Raw genomic sequence first — 20987 nt, 5'->3', positions numbered from 1 at the left:
GGAAGGCGCGGGCCGCTTGCGCGCAAGCCGCTCCCTCCAGCGATCTGTTGTCGTCCAACATTTCGGGTGCTTGGGAGCCAGGGCCAGACGATGGAGCGCTATGTCGAGGACTACCAGAAACGACGGCTCACGGAGCGTGTCGACATCATAACCGCCATCAACATTCTGAAATCGCAGGGATATGAACACGACGAACTTATCGCGGAGATCACCAAGGTCTTCTATGTCGATCTCGATGCTTTCAACGAGATCGTCAGGGTTGATCGGCGTCCGGACGAGCGCGCCGCATAGGCGGTAATCTAGGAGCCGGCCAGCCGGACCGCCGACAGCGGGGCGTCAGCCTGCGACCCGCTTCATCAGCGCGATGGCGCCGAATGGAGCGCGGACCTTGCCCTCTGTGATGAAGTAGACGAACACATCGCGTGGCTTGACCGGCGCGTCGGTTGAAGGATCGGCACGCGACAGGTCGGCCGGCACCTTGCCTTCCGCCCAGGTTTTTGCGCGCGCCGCCCATTCGTCGAGCGCCTTTGGCGTGTAGCAATCGGGATTGTCGTCGCTGCCGGTCTGCAGCCGCGCATAGATGAAATCGCCGGTAACGTCGGCAATCCCCGGATACTTGGCGTGGTCGGCATAGACGATGGCGGCCTTGTGCTTTCGCGCCAAGGCGGCGAACTCCGGCACGACGAAGCTGTCGTTGCGCACCTCGACGGCGTGGCGCAGCGCAACGCCGTCCTGCTTTTCCGGCAACAGCTTGAGGAAGGCCTCGAAATCGTCCGGGTCGAATTTCTTGGTCGGCGCGAACTGCCACAGGATCGGCCCGAGCTTGTCGCCAAGTGCCGCGACGCCGGACCCGAGGAAGCGCATGATCGATTCCCCGGCCTCGCCGAGCACGCGGCGGTTGGTGACGAAGCGGTTGCCCTTCAGCGAATAGACGAAACCATCCGGCGCCTCGTTGGCCCATTTGACGAAGGTCGGCCCCTTGAAGCTCGAATAATAGGTGCCGTTGACCTCGATGGTCGGCACCTGCCGGCTGGCGTAATTCAGCTGCTTGGCCTTCGACAATTTGTCCGGGTAGAAGGACGTGTCCCAGGGCTCGAAGGTCCAGCCGCCCATGCCAGCGCGGATTGTTCCTGATTGAGTCATGGTAGTCCTCCCGGTTTGCGGAAAAAGGATCACGCGATGGCGGTCGTCTCGACGGCTTTCGCCATGTCGACGACCGTCCATCCTGGCCGATATGGATTGGGCCGGCGACCCGTTTCGCGAAAGCCGTAGGCCTTATACAACGAAACGTTCCGTTCCATTCTGGAATTGGTGTAGAGTCGGATTTCAGGCAAGCTCCACAGGCGCGTCTGTTGCTCGGCCCAGTCGAGCAGCGCTATGCCGAAACCCTTGCCTTGAAAGACGGGCGCAACGGCGACGCTGAAGATCACTGTGTGGTCATCGTGCCGTTCGAGAACGATCAGGCCGGCCGGCTGTCCGTCCTGCTCCGAAAGCCAGACCTCGCCGCGTTCTATGCGCGGCGCATAGTCCTCGGTGACGGGGATCGGCGGCGCTCCGAACAGGGCAGTGTAGGGCGCGTAGGCGTCGGTGGTGAGCGAGATCACCGTAGGGAGATCATCGGCCCGAGCGGCTCTCATGATCAAAACTGGCCCGCGCCGGCAGCGGCCGCAATCACCTTGTCCATGCCGGCGGCTATCGCGGCGACAGCATTGCGGCTAGCGTCGCCCAAGCCGTGGCGTTCCGCCAGCCAGTGTGCGTCATTGTAGGAGAGCCAGACCTTGCCTTGCTCGTCCTCCCAAGCCAGCGCCTTGACCGGCAGATCGATGCCGGCAAGCTGCCGGTCCTGCATCAGTGGCGTACCGCCTTTGGGATTGCCGAAAATCAGGAGCTGGGTTGGACGCAGTGATGTTTCGACATTGCGCGCACCGGCGGCGTGGTCAATGCGGGCGAAGACCAGCAATCCTGCACGTTCCACAGTCTCGACCAGGCGATCGATGGTTTCGGCCACGCCGAAGCTGCTTTGGACCGTGATGAGACCGTTCTTTGCCATCACTCCGCCGCTTCGCGCTTGCCTCCGGGGCGCCGCTCCAGCAATTCCCTCAGGAACTGCCCGGTATAGCTGCGCTTTTCGCGAACGATGTCCTCCGGCGTGCCGGACGCCACCAGCTCGCCGCCGCCGTCACCACCTTCGGGGCCAAGATCGAGAACCCAGTCAGCGGTCTTAATCACCTCTAGATTGTGCTCGATGACGACGACCGTGTTGCCCTGGTCGACCAGCTCGTGCAGCACTTCAAGCAGCTTGGCGACATCGTGGAAATGCAGGCCGGTGGTCGGTTCGTCGAGGATGTAGAGCGTTTTGCCGGTTGCCTTGCGCGACAGTTCCTTGGCGAGCTTGATGCGCTGCGCTTCGCCGCCCGATAAAGTCGTCGCCTGCTGGCCAACATGGATGTAGCCGAGGCCGACCCGTTTCAGCGTCTCCAGCTTGTCGCGCACGCCGGGCACGGCGGCGAAGAAATCGACGCCTTCCTCGACCGTCATGTCGAGCACGTCGGCGATGGACTTGCCCTTGAACAGCACGTCGAGCGTCTCGCGGTTGTAGCGCTTGCCGTGGCAGACATCACAGGTGACATAGAGGTCGGGCAGAAAATGCATCTCGATCTTGATGACGCCGTCGCCCTGGCAGGCCTCGCAGCGGCCGCCCTTGACGTTGAACGAGAAACGGCCCGGCTGGTAGCCGCGCGCCTTGGCCTCCGGCAGGCCGGCGAACCAGTCGCGGATCGGCGTGAAGGCGCCGGTATAGGTTGCAGGGTTGGAGCGCGGGGTGCGCCCGATCGGCGACTGGTCGATATCGATGACCTTGTCGAGGAATTCCAGCCCTTCGATGCGGTCGTGATCGGCAGGATGCTCACGCGAGCCCATGATGCGGCGTGACGCCGCCTTGAACAAGGTCTCGATCAGGAAGGTCGACTTGCCGCCGCCGGACACGCCGGTGACGGCGGTAAACGTGCCGAGCGGGATTTCAGCGGTGACGTTCTTCAGATTGTTGCCGCGCGCGCCGACGACCTTCAGCCGGCGGTTCTTTTTCGCCTCGCGCCGAACCGCAGGCGTCGCCACTTCGAGCTCGCCCGACAGATATTTGCCGGTGATCGAGGCGGGAGTCGCCATGATCTGCTGCGGTGTGCCCTGGGCGATGATGTGACCGCCATGGATGCCGGCGGCCGGGCCGATATCGACGACGTAGTCGGCATGCAGGATGGCATCCTCGTCGTGCTCGACGACGATGACCGTGTTGCCGATGTCGCGCAGATGCTTCAGCGTGTCGAGCAGGCGGGCATTGTCGCGCTGATGCAGGCCGATCGACGGCTCGTCGAGCACGTAGAGCACGCCGGTCAGGCCGGAGCCGATCTGCGAAGCGAGGCGGATGCGCTGGCTCTCGCCGCCCGACAGCGTGCCGGAGTTGCGCGACAGCGTCAGATAGTCGAGACCGACATCGTTGAGGAAGCGCAGCCGCTCGCGGATTTCCTTGAGCACGCGCACTGCGATCTCGTTCTGCTTGTCGTTAAGCGAAGCAGGCAAATCGGTGAACCACTGGTCAGCCTTGCGGATCGACAGCTCGGTGACCTCGCCAATGTGCTTGCCGGCGATCTTGACTGCGAGCGCCTCGGGCTTCAGCCGGTAGCCGCGGCAGGCCGGGCAGGGCGTGGCCGACATGAAGCGCTCGATCTCCTCGCGCATCCAGGCGGATTCGGTTTCCTTCCAGCGGCGCTCGAGATTGGGGATGACGCCCTCGAAGGTCTTGGTCGTCTTGTAGGAGCGCAGCCCGTCATCATACTGGAAGGCGATTTCGCGCTCGCCAGTGCCGTGCAGGATGGCTTGCTTTGCCTCTTCGCTCAAATCCTTGAACTTGTCGCCGAGCTTGAAGCCATAGGCAACGCCCAGCGCTTCCAGCGTCTGCGCATAATAGGGTGAGGTCGACTTCGCCCACGGGCTGACGGCGCCGGCACGCAGCGAGACATTCTCGTCGGGCACGACCAGGCTGGCGTCAATGGCGCGCTGGCTGCCGAGCCCGTCACAGGTCGGGCAGGCGCCGAACGGATTGTTGAACGAGAACAGCCTGGGCTCGATCTCGGGAATGGTGAAGCCGGACACCGGGCAGGCGAATTTTTCCGAGAACAGCATGCGCTCATGCGTCTCGTTCTTCGACTTGTTGACCGAATCCTCGCCGGTCTGGCTGGCGTCGAGCGGCTTGTCGGCAAATTCCGCCACCGCCAGCCCGTCGGCAAGCTTCAGCGCAGTCTCGATGGAATCGGCGAGCCGCGTCGCCAGATCGCCGCGCACGACGATGCGGTCGACGACGACGTCGATGTCGTGCTTGTACTTCTTGTCCAGCGCCGGCACGTCGGCGATCTCGTAGAAGACGCCGTCGACCTTGACGCGCTGAAAACCCTTTTTCTGCAGCTCGAGCAGTTCCTTGCGGTACTCGCCTTTGCGGCCGCGCACCATCGGTGCCAGGATGAACAGCCGGGTGCCCTCTTCGACCGCAAGCACCCGGTCGACCATCTGCGAAACCGTCTGGCTCTCGATCGGCAGGCCGGTGGCCGGCGAATAGGGGATGCCGACGCGGGCGAACAAAAGCCGCATATAATCGTAGATCTCGGTGACGGTGCCGACCGTCGAGCGCGGGTTCTTCGAGGTGGTCTTCTGCTCGATGGAGATGGCCGGCGACAGGCCGTCGATCTGGTCGACGTCCGGCTTCTGCATCATCTCGAGGAATTGCCGTGCGTAGGCCGAAAGGCTCTCGACATAGCGGCGCTGGCCTTCGGCATAGATGGTGTCGAAGGCAAGCGACGACTTGCCGGACCCCGACAGGCCGGTCATGACAATCAGGCTGTCACGCGGCAGGTCGAGATCGACATTCTTCAGATTGTGTTCGCGTGCCCCGCGAATGGAGAGATATTTATGGTCGGCCATCGCCGGTCGCCGCCTCAGAATCTGGAATTCGTGGGATGGGCGGGTTTTCCCGACCACCCCCTATGTAGGTAATTTCGCCGCCTTTTCGAGAGACGCCACAACTCTCGACCAATGCGTTTAACCGCCTTTCGCGCGAACGGGCAAGCGGAAAGAACAAAGGCCGAACACGCTCCTGACAAAAGCTGCCCGTACAGCCGGCTTCACAATGCGTCTCGCGATCACATTTTTCGGTAATCGGCTATTCAAGGTTGACGTCCATGCGTCACGGGGGCAGACTCCAAACGTCAACGAAGCCGGCCGTCTTTCGATGGCCTCGCGGCCTGGGGCTAGCCTGCGAGATGCCGTGGGTTATGCGATGAGCGCTTCGACGACGACAGTCACAATGAACAGAAGGAGAGCAGAGGCATGACTCCACCGGATAGTTCCTTGAGGCTCCACGTGTCGCTGGAGCCGCGGCAGGTATAAGTGGCCAGGTCAGGCGTTTTGCGCTATCTGCCAACGTTGACTTGCCGATCCCCACAACAATCAGAGACCGCTAGTCGGATCGTCGGCTGAACGCCGCGAAGCATCCGAAATAAAAAGCCGGCAGTACACTCCCGGCAATTTGGATTCAGATCCAAGAAGCCCCGTCAGTTGCATAAGCAATGGCGGGGCTGTTCGTTTGAAGCGCACATTTGTGGTACATACCAGGCGAACTTAGCGGCTGGGAGGCCTGATCCCGCCGGTAGCGACATCGATGGTTATGCTACCGGAAATCCGAACTTCGGTATCGCCGATCTTGAACGTGCCGTTGCCGCTGCTGGGAACTGCGTCGTCTGGCTCTGGCTGCGGCGCTGGCTCGGCGATGCGATAGTCGCTGGTCACACCGGGCAGGGCGCCCCTTTGCGAAGACGTCGAATTATCTTGGGCAAGTGCCATGCCCACCAGCATGTTCGTGCCGGCAACGGTCGCGACGGCAACGCATAACAGGCTGGATGGACGGTTCGCGATCATCACCGGACTATAGTGCCGCGATAGCGGCAAGACCAGACCGACTGCCCTGAAATTGCTGGGCGCTCAGTCGCCTCAGTGCCGGCCGCCGCCTTCGCTCGTTCACGCGGCCTGTTTGCGAGTGTCGAAAACATGGTCAACGAGGCCCCAATCCTTGGCCTCCTGCGCGGTCATGAAAAAGTCGCGGTCGAGCGTGCGTTCCACTTCTTCGTAGGTGCGGCCGCAATGCTGGGCGTAAAGATCGGTCATGCGCCGCTTGGTGCGAAGGATGCCCTCGGCATGGCGCTGGATGTCGGAGGCCTGGCCCTGGAAACCGCCGAGAGGCTGATGCAGCACGATGCTGGCGTTGGGCAATGCGATGCGCCGCCCCGGCGTGCCCGCCATCAAGAGGAACGAGGCCATCGAGGCGGCGAAGCCCATACAAACGGTGGAGACCGGGCAGCTGATGTACTGCATCGTGTCGTAGATGGCGAAACCGCTGGTCACCACGCCGCCCGGCGAGTTGATGTAGAGCGAGACCTCCTTGTCGGGATTGTCGGATTCCAGCGACAGAAGCTGGGCGCAGACCAGCGCCGAGGTGCCGTCGTCGATCGGGCCGTTGATGAAGACGATGCGCTCGCGCAGCAGCCGCGAAAATATGTCGAAGGCGCGTTCGCCGCCGCTCGACTGCTCGATCACCATCGGCACCAGATTGGCAAGGCCGCTCATCGTTTCTCTCCGTTGACTATTGTCGTTCAGGCCGCGCGCAGGAAGAGGCGCGGGATGTTGGCGGCGATCTGCTTGTGCCTGGGATTGCGCGCTTCAAACGAAAGCCGACAGCCGGCGCCTGCCATCGCGATCTCCGGCATCGCTGCCCGAGCAAAACCATCATGGACGATGCGCAGATGCGTGCCGCCGGAAACGGTGCGATCGAGCGTAAAGGTGACGATGCTGTCCACCGGGCTGTCGTCCATTGGGCTGTCCACCGGGCTGCCGGGCGGCGCCTGTGTATCGCCGGGCGCCGGCCGTTCCCGCCAGGAATAGCGCAGCAGCCGTCCGGGATCGGCGTCGAGGATTTCGCATTCGATCGGCGCCTCGGGCGCTTTAAAGGCAAAGCGGCTACCGATCTTTGGTTCAATGTCGTTCGGCATCATCCAGGCCGCGAGCAGGTCCGGCACCGTCAGCGCCCGCCACACCTTTTCCGGCGGCTCCGGCAGCTCGCACTCGAACTCGATCTTGTCTGCCGCCATTTCCGCGCGTTCTTTGCCTCGGCTGGTCATTGGTCCATGTCCTTCAAAACCGTCTTGAGCCTTTCGATGCGCTCTGGCCAGAACGCGCGGTAGCGTTCGATCCAGCCGAGCAGTGGCGCAAGCCCCTTCGGATCGGCGCGGTAATAGGCGTTGCGACCGGCCCGGCGCTCGACCACGAGGCCGGCGCCGCGCAGCACGGCGAGGTGTTGCGATACCGCCGGCTGCGATACCGGCATGCCAGTGCGCAGTTCCGACACCGTCATCTCGCCGCCGGCGAGCCGCTCATAGACGGCGCGACGCGTCGGATCGGCCAGTGCCCGAAAAATCTCTGCTTCGATCATGTCAAAAGCATAAGTCGATACTTATCGGTTTGGCAAGCCGTGTTTTTAAGACAGGCGGTGTTTTTTAAGACGGGCGAGGTTTTACAAACTCGCTGGAAGCCAGCGTCTCACCATGTCAGGGGATCCGTTGAACGTCGCCTCGAAAACTGATGACGCGAGCACGGCATGGATATGAAGCATTTCGGAGCCGACGTTTCGGAAGCCATGTCGCCTGCGCGCGGCAACAACAAGCGACTGTCCGGCAGTCAAGACGACATGCTCTTCGTCGATCCACATCTCGGCCTTGCCAGCGATGACGGTAAGCACTTCCTCGACCGGGTGCCAATGTGTCGGGGCGCCAACCGCTGGTTCGACCCATTGTTCGAATATGCAAAGTTGAGTTGCGCCGTTGCGAGCCGAGACATGCATTCGGGTCTTTACCCCCGCCCGCCATTCTTCTTGCGGCTGATCGTCATGCGCAACCGTCTTCATGCGTTCGCCTCGATCCCATGGTCTGTGGAAATTCGACGCCAAGACACTACTTCTTGCTGACAACTATTGACAGTGCAGGGCCTGTACTATAGAACGAAAAGAGAACAAAAACGTTGTGGGAAAAGGCAGCGACGGCAGGCAGGGCTTATCCATAGCCTGTAAGGTGCAGCGACAGAAATCTGGTTTCGGATGAGCGCGGAGAAGTATCATGGCGGGTAGCGTCAACAAGGTCATTCTGGTGGGCAACCTCGGGGCGGACCCTGAAATCCGCCGCCTGAATTCGGGTGACCCGGTTGTCAACATCCGCATCGCGACGTCGGAAAGCTGGCGCGACAAGACGTCCGGAGAGCGCAAGGAAAAGACCGAGTGGCACAATGTCGTGATCTTCAACGATCAGATCGCCAAGGTGGCCGAGCAGTATCTGAAGAAGGGCATGAAAGTCTACGTCGAGGGCCAGTTGCAGACGCGCAAGTGGCAGGACCAGACCGGCAATGACCGCTATACGACCGAAATCGTGCTGCAGAAATTCCGCGGCGAGCTGCAGATGCTCGATGCACGGGGCGAGGGCGGCGGCCAGGTCGGCAACTATGCCGGTGGTGGTGCCAGCCGCGGGTCCGATTTCGGCCAGTCCGGCCCGGGCGAAAGTTTCAATCGCGGTGGCGCCAACAAGGGCACCGGCGGTGGTTCGTCGCGCGAACTGGACGACGAAATCCCGTTCTGATTTCTCGGGGCGGACTGCCCTTGCGGCGAAAAGCGCCAGCACCTTGGCCACGAAATGGCGTCCCGAAAATCTGTCTTGGATTTTCGGGACGTTGTGCGTTTGAGCGGTGAAAGGACGGATCAGTGAAAGCAAGGGTCACATGGGTCGAGGAGCGCACTTTCGTCGGCGAGTCCGCCAGTGGGCACAAGCTGGTGCTAGGCACTGCGTTCGGGCCGGAGGGCAAGACGCCGGGGCCGAGCCCAATGGAGCTGGTGCTGATCGGCACCGGCGGCTGTTCGGCTTATGACGTGGTCCATATCCTGGAAAAGGGGCGCGAGGCGGTCGAAGATTGCGTCGTCGAACTCGATGCCGACCGTGCAGAAGCCGATCCCAAGGTGTTCACCCGCATCCACATGCATTTCGTCGTCAAGGGCCGGGCGCTGTCGCACGACAAGGTAAAGCGCGCGATCGAGCTTTCGATCGAGAAATACTGCTCGGCCTCGGCAATGATGGCCAAGACCGCCGTGATCACCCATGACTTCGAAGTGATCGAGACGGCGAAGTAGGGCGGTTCCTACGTCGCCATCAGTGCCTTGATGCCGTCGGCGACGAACTGCACGGCGAGCGCCGCCAGTATGACGCCAAGCAGCCGCGTGAGGATCGAACGGCCGGTCTGGCCGAGGATACGGTCGATGCGCTCTGACAGCACGAACACCAGGTAGGTGATGACAAGGCAGATCGCGATGATGCCGACAAGTGCTGTCTGCGCGCTAAAACCCTGAAACGAGCTTGAGAGCAGGACGGTCGCCGAAATCGCGCCGGGACCCGCAATAAGCGGGATCGCCAGCGGAAAGGCGGCGATGTTGTGGATCATGTCCCTGGTGATGGCGACATCGCCGATCTTCTCCTTGCGGTCCTGCCGGCGCTCGAACACCATTTCGAAGGCGATGAAGAACAGCAGAAAGCCGCCGGCGACGCGGAAGGCCGGCAGGGTGATGCCGAAGACTGACAGGATCGACGCGCCGGCGACTGCGAACAACGCCATCACCAGGAAGGCGATGACCGAGGCGCGCACGGAGACCTGGTTGCGCTCCTCGCGGTTCATGCCGCGGGTCACGGCGAGGAAGAGCGGCGCCAGGCCGGGCGGATCGATCGTCACCAGTATGGTGACGAAGGCGTTGAACAGGCTGTCGAAGCTCGGCATGCTGACCCTCCCCGCCGGCAATGCCGGATAACGGGATTGGTAGAGCAAAGCGGTGCCAGTGGAAACCGTGCGGATCAGGGGCTGGCGGCGCGCCGCGCCAGAAACTCGACTTCGACACGCCAGGTGGCGCCGTCGTCATACGAGCGCTCGCCCAGCCAGCGGAAGGAATCTCCGGTGATCCGGGAAAAGCTCCAGCGTACCGAAGCGCCGGTGCCGTCTGCGCCCAATTGGACGATCGTGTCGCCTTCGACGCGGCCCAGCTGGCGGCTGTAATACTGGTTGCGCGGGTCGCTCCAGAAGATGTGCCAGGCGTCGACGCCTGAGTCATAGACGCGCAACGTCGTGCCATAGAAGGTCCATTTGCCGAGCGACGGCGAGGGGCCGGCGTCGCGAGCGGGCAGGATCCATACGTCCTGGATCGCGCGGCCCTCGAGCACCCAGCCGAAATGCACTTCGCCGCGCCCGGTCAGCACCTGGCCGTCCTCGAGATGGCGCGTGGCGTCGAACGTCCAGGCGCCGACGAAGCGGCCATAAAGGTTCAGTTTCTCGGCAAGGGCCGGTACGGGCCTATCGCTGTGCAGGGCCTTGGCAAAGGAATTGGACATGGCTTCGCTCTCATCTTGTCAGGAGACCGGTAAGCATAGAGGCCGACCGGGGTTCTGCGCTTGGGAAAAATTGCTATGTTTCGGCGATGACGACGAGCGCGCATAGGCTGGCGTCGGGCCGAGGCTGGCAGGTGTTGGATGTCGTCTGCATCGCTAGTGCCGCCGACAGGCCATTCGAGGAGGAGCATCGGGATTTCTGCGTCGCCGCCGTGACCAGCGGCACGTTCCGCTATCGTGCGCGCCAGGGCACGGCGATGCTGGCGCCGGGCGCGCTCCTGCTCGGCAATCCCGGCACCTGCTACGAATGCGGGCATGAGCATGGCACCGGCGACCGCTGCCTCTCCTTCCATTTCGGACTGGCCTATATGGAGCGGATCGTCGCCGACGCGGGCGCAAAGCAGCTTGATTTCAGCATGCCGCGCCTGCCGCCTTTGCCGGCGCTGGTGCCGCTGCTCGCCGAAGCGGAGGCGGCGCGCGAGATGGCCGACACCGGCGCGTTCGAGGAACTCGCCCTGCGCATTGCCGGCGCAGCCGTGACAGCGGCTTGCGGCGATACGGATCGGGGACGGGCGCCAAGTCGCCGTGACCAGAAGCGTGTCGCCGAAGCGGTGCGCCGCATCGAAATCGATGCCGACCGGCCGATCTCGCTTGCCGAACTCGCCGACGAGACCGCCACCAGCCCTTACCATTTCCTGCGCACCTTCCGGCACGTTGCCGGCATGACGCCCTATCAGTTCCTGCTGAGAGCGCGGCTGCACAGGGCAGCCGTGCGGCTGCGGACGTCAGATCAGGCGATCTCGGCGATCGCCTTTGCGGCGGGATTCAACGATCTATCAACCTTCAACCGCCGTTTCCGGCGGCTGATGGGCGAGACGCCGGGAACTTATCGCGCCCGCCGGCGACGCTCGTGAAAGGGTGCCACGGCCATATCGTCGCAATTGGTGTATCCTTTTGAATTTGCCGCTAAAAACGACACTGGAAAACTGCCGCGATTATTGGAGTTTCGGGCCGGCTTCCTATATAAGCACCAAGTGATTCCTGATTAGATTGTGATCCGATTTGACCGACCAAAAGACACCGCGCGGCGCCGACGGCGGCCCCACCGGCATCGAGCCGATATCCATCATCGAGGAGATGCAGCGCTCCTATCTCGATTACGCCATGAGCGTAATCGTCAGCCGTGCGCTGCCGGACGTGCGCGACGGCCTCAAGCCGGTGCATCGCCGCATCCTCTACGCCGCCTATGAGAGCGGCTATCACTGGAACCGCAAATATGTGAAATCGGCACGCCCGGTCGCCGACGTGATGGGTAAATACCATCCGCATGGCGACGCCTCGATCTATGACGCTTTGGTGCGCATGGCGCAGGATTGGTCGCTGCGCGTTCCGCTGATCGACGGGCAGGGCAATTTCGGCTCGATCGACGGCGATCCGCCGGCGGCGATGCGCTACACGGAATCGCGGCTGACCAAGGTCGCGCATGAGTTGCTGGAAGACATCGACAAGGACACCGTCGATTTCCAGGACACTTACGATGCGTCGGGCAGCGAACCGAAAGTCCTGCCGGCGCGCTTCCCGAACCTGTTGGTCAACGGCTCCGGCGGTATCGCCGTCGGCATGGCCACCAACATCCCGCCGCACAATCTGGGCGAGGTCTGCAACGGCGCCATTGCCCTCATCGACAATCCGGCGATCGACCTGCCGGCGCTGATGGAGATCATTCCTGGACCGGATTTCCCGACCGGCGGCATCGTGCTTGGCCGCTCCGGCATCTACAGCGCCTATTCGACAGGCCGCGGTTCCATCGTCATGCGCGGCCGCGTCAACGTCGAGCCACGCGGCAACGACCGTGAATCGATTGTCATCACCGAGGTTCCCTACCAGGTGAACAAGGCGTCGATGATCGAGAAGATGGCCGAGCTGGTGCGCGATAAGCGCATCGAGGGCATTTCCGACATTCGCGACGAGAGCGACCGCCAGGGTTACCGCGTCGTTATCGAACTGAAGCGCGACGCCGTCGCCGATGTCATCCTCAACCAGCTTTACCGCTTCACCCCGCTGCAGACGTCCTTCGGCGCCAATATGGTGGCGCTGAACGGCGGCAAGCCGGAATTGCTGACGCTGACCGACATGCTGAAGGCGTTCGTCGCCTTCCGTGAGGAGGTGATCAGCCGGCGCACGAAATTCCTGCTGCGCAAGGCGCGCGACCGCGCCCATGTGCTGGTCGGCCTTGCCATTGCTGTTGCCAACATCGATGAAGTCATCAAGCTGATCCGCACGGCGCCGGACCCGCAGACGGCGCGCGAGCAGTTGATGGAGCGGCGCTGGCCTTCGGGCGACGTGGAATCGCTGATTCTGTTGATCGACGATCCGCGCCATCGCATCAACGAGGACGGAACCTACAATCTCTCCGAGGAGCAGGCCCGCGCCATCCTCGAACTGCGCCTGCAGCGCCTGACCGCGCTCGGCCGCGACGAGATCGCGGACGAGCTGAATACGATCGGCGACGAGATCAAGGATTACCTGGACATCCTGTCGTCCCGCGCCCGCATCCAGCAGATCGTCAAGGACGAACTCATCGCCGTGCGCGACGAGTTCGGCACACCGCGCCGCACCGAGCTCGCCGAGGGCGGGGCCGACATGGAAGACGAGGACCTCATCCAGCGCGAGGACATGGTCGTCACCGTCAGCCATTCCGGCTACATCAAGCGCGTGCCGCTGTCGCTCTACCGGGCGCAGCGCCGCGGCGGCAAGGGCCGCTCCGGCATGTCGACCAAGGACGAGGATTTCGTCACCCGGCTGTTCGTCGCCAACACGCACACGCCGGTGCTGTTCTTCTCCTCACGCGGTATCGTCTACAAGGAAAAGGTCTGGCGCCTCCCGATCGGCAACCCGCAATCGCGCGGTAAGGCGCTGATCAACATGCTGCCGCTCGAACAGGGCGAGCGCATCACCACCATCATGCCGCTGCCGGAGGATGAGACGAGCTGGGGCGAGCTCGACGTGATGTTCGCCACCACGCGCGGCACGGTGCGTCGCAACAAGCTTTCGGACTTCGTCCAGGTCAACCGCAACGGCAAGATCGCCATGAAGCTGGACGAGGAAGGCGACGAGATCCTCGGCGTCGAAACCTGCACCGACAATGACGACGTGCTTTTGACGGCAAGTTCCGGCCAGTGCATTCGCTTTTCGGTCAGCGACGTACGCGTCTTCCAGAGCCGCAATTCGGTCGGTGTACGCGGCATAGCCATGGCCGATGGCGACCGGGTGATCTCGATGGCGGTGATCGAGCATGTCGATGCGCCGCCGGCCGAGCGGGCCGCCTACCTCAAGCGGGTGGTGGCTGAACGCCGGCTTGTCGTCGACATTGCCGCCGGTGAGGAGGAAGAAATCCAGCTTACCAATGAGGAGGTCGGCGAAGAGGCGGAGCTTTCCGACGAGCGCTACGAATTCCTCAAGGCACATGAGCAGTTCGTGCTGACGGTTACGGAATATGGCTACGGCAAGCGTTCGTCGTCCTACGATTTCCGTCTGACCGGCCGTGGCGGCAAGGGTATCCGCGCCACCGACGTGTCGAAAACGGCCGAAATCGGCCGCCTGGTGGCGACTTTCCCGGTCGGCAATGACGATCAGATCATGCTGGTTTCGGATGGCGGCACCGTCATCCGCGTCCCGGTCAACGGCATTCGTTTTGCCAGCCGCGCCACCAAGGGCGTTACGATCTTTAATACCGCAGAGGGCGAGAAGGTCGTTTCGGTGGAGCGGATTTCAGAGCCGCAAGCCGACGAAGAGATCGAAGAGAGTGTCGATGCTGAAGGTGGCGCTGCTACCGATGCCGAAGGTGGGGAGCCTGACACTACCGTCGAGTGAGTTTGCCGCGACGGCGCCAGCCCTATGGGCCGGCGTTCTCAAGAAACCCCAGCAATCTAGAAGTGGCGATAAGGCTTGCGGATGCCGAAGCCTTCGAACCGTTTGGTATTGGCCTTGGCGCGGACTCGCTGTGCTTCCTGATGCAACCCGAATACGGTAGCGATCAGCATGGCGACGGTCATTGCGGTGGCGAGCATGTAGATCAGCATGTGCGTGTTCTCCTGCGCCTAACAACGGTTAGATGGGTGTTTGGTTTCATCTTTCGAAGCTGCAACTTAGTGAACACTGCGTGAAGCCGTTGTGAGCGGCACATTCATCTGTCGTTCACGTCGGCCAAAAGGTTCATGGGGCGGGCCTGCCGATCGGATTTGCCTTTAGGGGAGAGGCTCGCTAGAAGCACCTGCCATGACCGAACGCATCGCCCTTTATGCCGGCTCTTTCGACCCGCTGACCAACGGCCATCTCGACGTGCTGAAGGCGTCGCTGGCCGTGGCGGACACCATCTATGCGGCGATCGGCATCCATCCCGGCAAGAAGCCATTGTTTTCCTTCGAGGAACGGGTCGATCTGATCGAAACGGCAACGAAGGCGGAATTCGGCAGCGACGGTGCGCGCATCAAAGTGGTCGCCTTCGACGGTCTGGTCATCGACGCGGCCAGGAAGCATGGCGCCTCGATCATGATCCGCGGCCTGCGCGACGGCACCGATCTCGACTACGAGATGCAGATGGCCGGCATGAACGAGACCATGGCGCCTGAGCTGCAGACGGTTTTCCTGCCCGCCAGCCCCTCGGTGCGCACCATTACCGCCACACTTGTGCGCCAGATAGCTTCGATGGGAGGCGACATCCGCCACTTCGTGCCGGCGGCCGTGGCCGGCGCGCTCACCGCCAAATTCGCGAAATAAATGCATGTCGCTCAAAAGTGGAGCCCGGTTTTGGGTAACGACATGCATGAACGAAGATATTCGGAGAAAGATCCCATGCAGCTGAAAAAGCTTGCCTTCTTGCTTGCCGTGCTTGCCGGTCTTGTGACGGCATCCGTGTCGGCCTTTGCCGCCGATCCGGAAAACACCATGATCGTAACGCTGAAGGACGGCGACGTGACCGTCGCGCTGAGGCCCGACCTTGCGCCGAAGCACGTCGCGCAGATCAAAAAGCTGGTGCGCCAGGGCGCCTACGACAACGTTGCCTTCCACCGCGTCATCGACGGCTTCATGGCGCAGACCGGCGACGTCAAGTTCGGCAATATGAAGAGCGGCTTCAATGCCGACGCCGTCGGCACCGGCGGTTCCGATCTTCCCGACCTGCCGGCCGAATTCTCCAGCACCGAGCACTACCAGCGCGGCGTGGTCGGCATGGCCCGCTCCGACGATCCGAATTCCGCCAATTCGCAATTCTTCATCATGTTCGCGCCGGCACCGCCGCTCGACGGCCAGTACACCATCGTCGGCAATGTCGTCAGCGGCATGGAGCTGGTGGACCACATCAAGAAAGGCGAAGCGGCGCAGAACGGGACGGTGACCGACCCCGATCGCATGATCAAGGTGCGTATCGCCGCTGACGGCAAGTAAACCCAAGTTTCAAAAGGATATTCTGACATGGCCGAGATCAAGGACCGCGAGAACGCGCTTATCATGGACACGACCAAGGGCAAGGTCGTCATTGAATTGTTCCCAGACCTGGCGCCCGGCCATGTCGGCCGCATCAAGGAGCTGGCGCGCGAAGGCGCCTATGACGGCGTAGTCTTCCACCGCGTCATCGACGGCTTCATGGCGCAGACCGGTGACGTGAAATTCGGCAATTCCAATAAGCCGTCTTTCGCGCCGACCCGCGCCGGTACGGGCGGTTCCGACAAGCCCGACTTGAAGGCCGAGTTCTCCAACGCCAACCACGGCCGCGGCACCTGCTCGATGGCGCGCTCGCAGAACCCGAACTCGGCCAATTCGCAGTTCTTCATCTGCTTCGACGATGCCGCCTTCCTCAACCGCCAGTACACGGTGTGGGGCCAGGTCATCGAAGGCATGGACAATGTCGACAAGATCAAGCGCGGCGAACCGGTGCAGGATCCCGACAAGATCGTGTCGCTCAAGGTCGCGGCCGACGTGAAATGACCAGCCGGGCTGTCGCGGCCATCGCATTTGTGCTCGTCGCGGCGGCCACTCCGGCGGTGGCGACGGAATCGATCGTTTGCAGCGCCGACGGCGGCGCGGCATCGATCGACGTGTTGATGGGACACACAGCCGTCATTGCAGTGGCGCGCGTGTGGCTGGATGCCGGCGGCAAGACATGGACCACGGACGGCCAGCCGGGTTCAACGAAAGTCATCGTCGGACAGGCATTCGAGGACGACGAGCGTATGCTGATCGATCTCACTGATGAGGGCCTCAGCTCGATCGTCGCCAGATTGCGGCTGGTCAAGGCCAGCGAGCAGTCCAGTTTCGCGATGGGCGGCACATTGAGCATAGACGGTGTCGGCGCCTGGGCGGTGACCTGCCCGGAACCTTGAGGCGGGGATTTCTTGCGCGTCGACCTTTTTGACTTCGATCTGCCGGAGGAGCGCATCGCGCTTCGCCCAGCCGAGCCGCGCGACAGTGCCAGAATGCTGGTGGTCAGGCCGGGCGCGGGGCTCGAGGACATGACCGTGCGCGACCTGCCGTCCCTGCTCAAGGCTGGTGATGTGCTGGTTTTCAACGACACCAAGGTCATTCCTGCGCAGCTGAAAGGCATCAGGCGGCGCGGCGAGGCAGCGGCGCAGGTCGAAGCCACGCTGCACATGCGGACGGCGCCCGACCGGTGGCTCGCCTTCATGCGGCCGGGCAAGCGCGTCGCCGCCGGCGATCGCATCCATTTCGGTCATGATGCCAATTCCTGCTTTCTCGGCCAGCTCGACGCGACCGTGATCGAGAAGGGTGAAGGTGGCGAGGTGCTGCTCGGCTTCGACCTGTCGGGTCCGTTCCTCGATGAGGCTCTGCACGCCGTCGGCCACATCCCGCTGCCGCCCTACATCGCCTCCAAGCGTGACGACGACGAGCGCGACCGCAGCGATTACCAGACCATCTATGCCAGGGAGGAGGGCGCCGTGGCCGCGCCGACGGCGGGGCTGCATTTCACGCCGGAGCTGTTTGCCGCGCTCGACGCCAATGGCATCGAGCGCCGTTTCGTCACGCTGCATGTCGGCGCCGGCACGTTTTTGCCGGTGAAGGCGGACGACACCGCCGACCACAAGATGCACGCCGAAACCGGTTCGGTCAGCCCGGAAACCGCCGAGGCGCTGAATGCGGCGAGAGCAAAAGGAGGGCGCATTATCGCTGTCGGCACGACATCGCTGCGTTTGTTGGAGAGCGCGGCTGGCAAGGACGGCAGGCTGGCCGCATGGTCAGGCCCGACCGACATCTTCATCACGCCCGGCTATCGCTTCAAGACCGCCGACATGCTGATGACCAATTTCCATCTGCCGCGTTCGACGCTGTTCATGCTGGTTTCGGCCTTCTGCGGTTTGCAGACGATGCACGCGGCCTATGCGCATGCCATTGAGAACCGCTACAGGTTCTATTCCTATGGAGACGCAAGTCTTCTGTTCAGGGAGGATAACGATGGACGATGACCTGGAAACTTTCGGCCGCGAAGCCTTGCTCGCCGAGGTCAGGAAACTGCGCGCCGGCATCCGCCAACACCGCGACGCCACCGGCCATGATCTGTGCTGGCATCACCCCGACCTCTGGTCGCTTTTACCCGAAAAGACCGAGCCGGCGATTGCCGTGCCGCCCTGGCCGAAATTCATGCGCGGCTGCATCCGCTACCGGCAGTCGCTCGACCGACAGGCTCCGGACGCGCCGGTGTTCGACAAGGAGTTCGATGGCTAGGGAATTCAATGACTAACGCATTCGCCTTCAAGGTGCTGGCGACCGAAGGCAGAGCCCGGCGCGGCTCAATCACCATGCCGCGCGGGGAAATCCGCACGCCCGCTTTCATGCCGGTCGGCACCGGCGGCACGGTGAAAGCCATGTATATGGATCAGGTGCGCGGTGTCGGCTCGGACATCATCCTTGGCAATACCTACCACCTGATGCTGAGACCCGGCGCCGAGCGCGTGGCTCGGCTCGGCGGCCTGCATGAATTCGCCCGCTGGCCCTATCCGATCCTCACCGACAGCGGCGGCTTCCAGGTGATGTCGCTGTCGAAGCTGAGGAAACTGACCGAGAACGGCGTGACCTTTCGTTCGCATATCGACGGCGGCGCCTACGAGATGTCGCCGGAGCGTTCCATCGAGATCCAGGGGCTGCTCGATTCAGACATCCAGATGCAACTCGACGAGTGCACGGCGCTGCCGGCCAAGGAAAAAGAGATCGAGCGTGCCATGGAGTTGTCGTTGCGCTGGGCCGAGCGCTGCAAGACGGCGTTCGGCGAGCAGCCCGGCAAGGCGATGTTCGGCATTGTGCAAGGCGGCGATATACCGGACCTGCGGCTGCGCTCGACGCAGGCGCTGAAGGCGATGGAGCTGAAGGGCTACGCGGTCGGCGGGTTGGCCGTCGGCGAGCCGCAAGCGGTGATGCTGGAGATGCTCGACATCACTTGCCCGGAGTTGCCGGCTGATCGGCCGCGGTACCTGATGGGTGTCGGTACGCCGGACGACATCTTGAAGTCGGTGGCGCGCGGCATCGACATGTTCGACTGCGTGATGCCGACGCGGGCAGGGCGGCATGGCCTTGCCTATACACGGCGCGGCAAGGTCAATCTGCGCAACGCCCGCCATGCCGACGATCCGCGCCCGCTCGATGAGGAAAGCGACTGCCCGGCCGCACGCGACTATTCGCGCGCCTATCTGCACCACCTGGTGCGCTCGCAAGAGGCGCTCGGGGCGATGCTCCTGACCTGGAACAATCTGTCCTACTACCAGCAGCTGATGCGCGACGTTCGCGAAGCGATCGGGGCTGGCAGGTTCGCCGGACAAGCTGAGATCATCACGCAGCAATGGGCAAACGGTGACCTCCCCGTCCGGTAGGCGTGCTCGCCAGGAATCCGGCTCCAGGGAGGAGTCGCACCTGCCATGAACTGTTTTGAAACGTCTGCCTAATAAGCATTGCCGGACGACATCGGGCGAGGATCAAGAACCTGTTCGTTTCGGGGCAAGTTTCAGTTCCTGGCACGACGGTGCGGACGAATGGCAGCGCCGAGCCTTCGCCTTCGCCCTCCGTGGCGGTCCAGCAATGGACGGCGGGGTCGTTGCTTGCCGTTCTGGTCATCGCCGTGACCGGCTTGGTTTTGCGCTTGCTTGGCGCGCGCGGCGACCTTTGGCTGGACGAGATCTGGAGCTTTGCGCTGATTGAGCCGCTGACCTCGATCGACCAGATATTCTGGCGCGTCAATCACGACAACAATCATTTCCTCAACTCGGTCTATCTCTATCTCATCGGCCCCGACGCTTCGCCTTTGATCCAGCGAGGCCTGTCGATAGCACTAGGTGTTGCCACGACAGTTGCGGCGGCAGCGACCGCCGCACCGCACGGACGACGGGCGATGATTGCCACAAGCCTGTTGTTTGCCGTGAGCTATCCGATGGTGCACTACGGCTCGGAGGCGCGTGGCTATGCCGGCCTTGTGCTCTTTACGCTGCTTTCGGTGGTTTTTCTGGAGCGCCGGCTCGACAACAAACGGTTGTCTGGCACGGCCTTGGCAGCGGCGATCCCTTTCGGGTTCCTATGCCATCTCACCATGATCGGAATGGTGGCAGTCCTCGCAATCTGGACCGCGTGGCTCGCCTGGCAGCGTACGGCGAGGGTCAGCCGTGTCGTTGCGGATCTGGCGTCGATCTTCCTGCCGGCCTTGCTTGCCGTGCTGCCGCTGGCTGCCTGCGTGTTTATCGGCGGCAGGCTGTTCGGCTTCAGTGTCGGTGGTGTTTCGCCGTTCTCGATTGCCGCCTTCGCGCAGGGCTATGGCGGAATGATCCGCTCTCTGTTCGGGCTGCCCCCCTGGTTCGGCGACTGGCCGTATATCGTTGCCGCCTGCGGTCTTGTTGGCCTCTCCGCTGGTGTCTGGTGCGATCGCCGGGCCAGCCTCTATGTCATCGGGATTATCGGACTGCCTTTGCTCATGGCGGCGACACATCTGCCCAATCTCGAGTTTCCGCGCTATTTCATCATCAGCGGAACATTGCTGCTGCTCTGGGCCGGCGAGATGATCGGTCGCGGCTTGGCTGCTCGCGGGACTGCCAGGCTATTTGCGGTGGGAGCACTGGCGATCGTGGTGAGTGGAAGCATTTCGTCGCTGCTCCAATTCTATCAGTACGGACGCGGCTCGTACGCTGCTATGGTCGATGAAATGACCAGGAACGGCACTGCCGCCTATGCGAGCAACAGTGATTTCCGCACCGCCATGGTCGTCGATTATTTTGCGGCGCGGACGGATCGTCGGGCTTGGCTGGTTCCGGAAAACAGGATGTGCGCCGACCGGCCGGCTTGGCTGATCCTCGAGGGGGATGTGGACAAGCAAGCCGAACATGTTGAACCGACGGCCGCATGCACTTTGGCGTATGAACGGGCCGACGCGTCGAGACACTGGGGGTTTTCAGGCCTGAGCTGGACGCTCTACCGGCGACAGGATTGAGA

At 62.6% G+C, this 20987-nt stretch carries 25 protein-coding genes; 13 read left to right on the top strand and 12 right to left on the bottom strand.

From position 1 onward, the window contains the following. Positions 1 to 90 precede the first annotated feature (90 nt). A complete protein-coding gene (locus X760_RS47675; protein WP_023717807.1) occupies positions 91 to 291 on the top strand; it encodes a hypothetical protein in 201 nt (66 codons plus the stop codon). A gap of 45 nt (positions 292 to 336) precedes the next feature. Here X760_RS47675 and X760_RS47670 read toward each other — a convergent pair whose 3' ends face one another. The 9 genes from X760_RS47670 to X760_RS47630 form a co-directional block, all read right to left on the bottom strand. Next, positions 337 to 1143: a DUF72 domain-containing protein gene (locus tag X760_RS47670; protein WP_023717806.1), complete on the bottom strand. Its 807-nt coding sequence runs from the start codon at positions 1141 to 1143 to the stop codon at positions 337 to 339. Between the two features lie 29 nt (positions 1144 to 1172). Then, a complete protein-coding gene (locus X760_RS47665; protein WP_023717805.1) occupies positions 1173 to 1643 on the bottom strand; it encodes a GNAT family N-acetyltransferase in 471 nt (156 codons plus the stop codon). Beyond that, the gene (locus tag X760_RS47660; RefSeq protein ID WP_023717804.1) at positions 1640 to 2050 is read right to left on the bottom strand and encodes a DUF302 domain-containing protein; all 411 of its coding nucleotides are present in this window, start codon (positions 2048 to 2050) and stop codon (positions 1640 to 1642) included. Before X760_RS47660 ends, X760_RS47665 begins: the two co-directional genes overlap by 4 nt. Next, positions 2050 to 4971: an excinuclease ABC subunit UvrA gene (gene uvrA / locus X760_RS47655; RefSeq protein ID WP_023717803.1), complete on the bottom strand. Its 2922-nt coding sequence runs from the start codon at positions 4969 to 4971 to the stop codon at positions 2050 to 2052. The genes X760_RS47660 and uvrA overlap by 1 nt, the downstream gene beginning before the upstream one ends. Before the next feature lie 696 nt (positions 4972 to 5667). Continuing rightward, positions 5668 to 5964 carry a hypothetical protein gene (locus X760_RS47650; protein ID WP_023717802.1) on the bottom strand — a complete coding sequence of 99 codons (297 nt, stop codon included), beginning with the start codon at positions 5962 to 5964 and terminating at the stop codon, positions 5668 to 5670. 99 nt (positions 5965 to 6063) lie between these two features. Next, on the bottom strand, positions 6064 to 6669 hold the full coding sequence (locus tag X760_RS47645) for an ATP-dependent Clp protease proteolytic subunit (RefSeq protein WP_023717801.1): 606 nt from the start codon (positions 6667 to 6669) through the stop codon (positions 6064 to 6066). Positions 6670 to 6695: 26 nt separating this feature from the next. Then, the gene (locus X760_RS47640; RefSeq protein ID WP_023717800.1) at positions 6696 to 7220 is read right to left on the bottom strand and encodes an SRPBCC domain-containing protein; all 525 of its coding nucleotides are present in this window, start codon (positions 7218 to 7220) and stop codon (positions 6696 to 6698) included. Then, a complete protein-coding gene (locus X760_RS47635; RefSeq protein WP_023717799.1) occupies positions 7217 to 7531 on the bottom strand; it encodes a metalloregulator ArsR/SmtB family transcription factor in 315 nt (104 codons plus the stop codon). The genes X760_RS47640 and X760_RS47635 overlap by 4 nt, the downstream gene beginning before the upstream one ends. A gap of 81 nt (positions 7532 to 7612) precedes the next feature. Continuing rightward, complete coding sequence (locus tag X760_RS47630) at positions 7613 to 7939, bottom strand: cupin domain-containing protein (RefSeq protein WP_084642510.1); 327 nt, start codon at positions 7937 to 7939, stop codon at positions 7613 to 7615. Positions 7940 to 8210: 271 nt separating this feature from the next. Here X760_RS47630 and X760_RS47625 point away from each other — a divergent pair, with 271 nt between their 5' ends. Together X760_RS47625 and X760_RS47620 are read left to right on the top strand one after the other, a co-directional pair. After that, a complete protein-coding gene (locus X760_RS47625; RefSeq protein WP_023717797.1) occupies positions 8211 to 8723 on the top strand; it encodes a single-stranded DNA-binding protein in 513 nt (170 codons plus the stop codon). 122 nt (positions 8724 to 8845) lie between these two features. Then, positions 8846 to 9268 carry an OsmC family protein gene (locus tag X760_RS47620; protein ID WP_023717796.1) on the top strand — a complete coding sequence of 141 codons (423 nt, stop codon included), beginning with the start codon at positions 8846 to 8848 and terminating at the stop codon, positions 9266 to 9268. Positions 9269 to 9276: 8 nt separating this feature from the next. Here X760_RS47620 and X760_RS47615 read toward each other — a convergent pair whose 3' ends face one another. Next, entirely contained in the window at positions 9277 to 9906 is a 630-nt protein-coding gene (locus X760_RS47615) for a MarC family protein (RefSeq protein WP_023717795.1), read from the bottom strand. A gap of 74 nt (positions 9907 to 9980) precedes the next feature. Continuing rightward, on the bottom strand, positions 9981 to 10511 hold the full coding sequence (locus X760_RS47610) for a hypothetical protein (protein ID WP_023717794.1): 531 nt from the start codon (positions 10509 to 10511) through the stop codon (positions 9981 to 9983). A gap of 86 nt (positions 10512 to 10597) precedes the next feature. Here X760_RS47610 and X760_RS47605 point away from each other — a divergent pair, with 86 nt between their 5' ends. Together X760_RS47605 and gyrA are read left to right on the top strand one after the other, a co-directional pair. Then, a complete protein-coding gene (locus tag X760_RS47605) occupies positions 10598 to 11422 on the top strand; it encodes an AraC family transcriptional regulator (RefSeq protein ID WP_023717793.1) in 825 nt (274 codons plus the stop codon). Positions 11423 to 11570: 148 nt separating this feature from the next. Next, positions 11571 to 14381, top strand: coding sequence for a DNA gyrase subunit A (gene gyrA / locus X760_RS47600; RefSeq protein ID WP_023717792.1), 2811 nt, complete (start codon positions 11571 to 11573; stop codon positions 14379 to 14381). A gap of 56 nt (positions 14382 to 14437) precedes the next feature. Here gyrA and X760_RS74430 read toward each other — a convergent pair whose 3' ends face one another. After that, on the bottom strand, positions 14438 to 14590 hold the full coding sequence (locus tag X760_RS74430) for a hypothetical protein (protein ID WP_023717791.1): 153 nt from the start codon (positions 14588 to 14590) through the stop codon (positions 14438 to 14440). A gap of 196 nt (positions 14591 to 14786) precedes the next feature. On the opposite strand from X760_RS74430, the gene coaD reads away from it, so the two are divergent. The 8 genes from coaD to X760_RS47555 all read left to right on the top strand — a co-directional run bounded on the left by coaD (position 14787) and on the right by X760_RS47555 (position 20985). Further along, on the top strand, positions 14787 to 15287 hold the full coding sequence (gene coaD, locus X760_RS47595) for a pantetheine-phosphate adenylyltransferase (protein ID WP_023717790.1): 501 nt from the start codon (positions 14787 to 14789) through the stop codon (positions 15285 to 15287). A 75-nt stretch (positions 15288 to 15362) separates the two neighbouring features. Next, entirely contained in the window at positions 15363 to 15953 is a 591-nt protein-coding gene (locus X760_RS47590) for a peptidylprolyl isomerase (RefSeq protein ID WP_023717789.1), read from the top strand. A 27-nt stretch (positions 15954 to 15980) separates the two neighbouring features. Continuing rightward, positions 15981 to 16493 carry a peptidylprolyl isomerase gene (locus X760_RS47585; protein ID WP_023717788.1) on the top strand — a complete coding sequence of 171 codons (513 nt, stop codon included), beginning with the start codon at positions 15981 to 15983 and terminating at the stop codon, positions 16491 to 16493. Then, positions 16490 to 16888, top strand: coding sequence for a hypothetical protein (locus tag X760_RS47580; protein ID WP_023717787.1), 399 nt, complete (start codon positions 16490 to 16492; stop codon positions 16886 to 16888). The genes X760_RS47585 and X760_RS47580 overlap by 4 nt, the downstream gene beginning before the upstream one ends. 12 nt (positions 16889 to 16900) lie before the next feature. Then, positions 16901 to 17986, top strand: coding sequence for a tRNA preQ1(34) S-adenosylmethionine ribosyltransferase-isomerase QueA (gene queA / locus X760_RS47575; RefSeq protein WP_023717786.1), 1086 nt, complete (start codon positions 16901 to 16903; stop codon positions 17984 to 17986). Further along, positions 17976 to 18245, top strand: coding sequence for a hypothetical protein (locus X760_RS47570; RefSeq protein WP_023717785.1), 270 nt, complete (start codon positions 17976 to 17978; stop codon positions 18243 to 18245). The genes queA and X760_RS47570 overlap by 11 nt, the downstream gene beginning before the upstream one ends. A gap of 8 nt (positions 18246 to 18253) precedes the next feature. Then, positions 18254 to 19384: a tRNA guanosine(34) transglycosylase Tgt gene (gene tgt / locus X760_RS47565; protein WP_023717784.1), complete on the top strand. Its 1131-nt coding sequence runs from the start codon at positions 18254 to 18256 to the stop codon at positions 19382 to 19384. 221 nt (positions 19385 to 19605) lie between these two features. Further along, positions 19606 to 20985 (top strand): hypothetical protein, encoded by a 1380-nt coding sequence (locus X760_RS47555; RefSeq protein ID WP_156948031.1) that lies wholly within the window; start codon positions 19606 to 19608, stop codon positions 20983 to 20985. Positions 20986 to 20987 lie beyond the last annotated feature (2 nt).

It is taken from the genome of Mesorhizobium sp. LSHC420B00, from assembly GCF_000503055.1.
Classification (GTDB): domain Bacteria; phylum Pseudomonadota; class Alphaproteobacteria; order Rhizobiales; family Rhizobiaceae; genus Mesorhizobium.
The sequence above is the reverse complement of the archived record's forward strand: the minus strand, read 5'-3'. Positions and strand labels throughout refer to the sequence as shown.